The organism is Actinomadura sp. GTD37 (assembly GCF_041951365.1).
Lineage (GTDB): Bacteria > Actinomycetota > Actinomycetes > Streptosporangiales > Streptosporangiaceae > Spirillospora.
Genome location: NZ_JBGNUS010000026.1, coordinates 1 through 1,156, shown reverse-complemented (window position 1 = coordinate 1,156; position 1,156 = coordinate 1). Strand labels below are relative to the sequence as shown.

The window sequence follows — 1,156 nt, the reverse complement described above, 5'->3', positions numbered from 1 at the left end:
GATCTGGTGATGAACCACACCTCCGACCAGCACCCCTGGTTCCAGGCATCCCGGACCGACCCCGACGGCCCCTTCGGAGACTTCTACATGTGGGCCGACGACGACACCGGCTACCCCGACGCCCGCATCATCTTCATCGACACCGAATCCTCCAACTGGACCTACGACCCCACCCGCGGCCAGTACTACTGGCACCGCTTCTTCACCCACCAACCCGACCTCAACTACGACAACCCCGACGTCCAAGACGCCATGCTCGAAAACCTGCGCTTCTGGCTCGACCTCGGCATCGACGGATTCCGCCTCGACGCCGTCCCCTACCTCTACGCCCGCGAAGGCACCAACTGCGAGAACCTCCCCGAAACCCACACCTACCTCAAACGCGTCCGCGCCGAAGTCGACCGCCTCTACCCCGACCGCGTCCTACTCGCCGAAGCCAACCAATGGCCCGCCGACGTCGTCGAATACTTCGGCGACCCCGCCGCCGGCGGCGACGAATGCCACATGGCCTTCCACTTCCCCGTCATGCCCCGCATCTTCATGGCCGTCCGCCGCGAACAACGCTACCCCATCTCCGAAATCATGGCCCAAACCCCCAAAATCCCCGAATCCTGCCAATGGGGAATCTTCCTCCGCAACCACGACGAACTCACCCTGGAGATGGTCACCGACGAAGAACGCGACTACATGTACACCGAATACGCCAAAGACCCCCGCATGAAAGCCAACATCGGCATCCGCCGCCGCCTCGCACCCCTCCTCGACAACGACCGCAACCAACTCGAACTCTTCACCGCCCTCCTCCTCTCCCTCCCCGGCTCACCCGTCCTCTACTACGGCGACGAAATCGGCATGGGCGACAACATCTGGCTCGGCGACCGCGACGCCGTCCGCACCCCCATGCAATGGACCCCCGACCGCAACGCCGGCTTCTCCCACTGCGACCCCGCCCGCCTCTACCTCCCCATCATCATGGACCCCATCTACGGCTACCAGGCCGTCAACGTCGAAGCACAGGCCAACAACCCCGGATCACTCCTGCACTGGACCCGCAAAATGATCGAGATCCGGCAACGCCACCCCGTCTTCGGCGTCGGCTCCTACGTCGAACTCTCCGCCTCCAACCCCTCCGTCCTCGCCTTCACCCGCGAGATCA

The 1,156-nt window shown here is 64.0% G+C and carries 1 protein-coding gene; it reads left to right on the top strand.

Annotated features, from left to right (window positions below; all coding sequences use genetic code 11):
• On the top strand, positions 1-1,156 hold a 1,156-nt coding region (treS, locus tag ACA511_RS40585), incomplete at both ends, for a maltose alpha-D-glucosyltransferase (protein WP_375030082.1).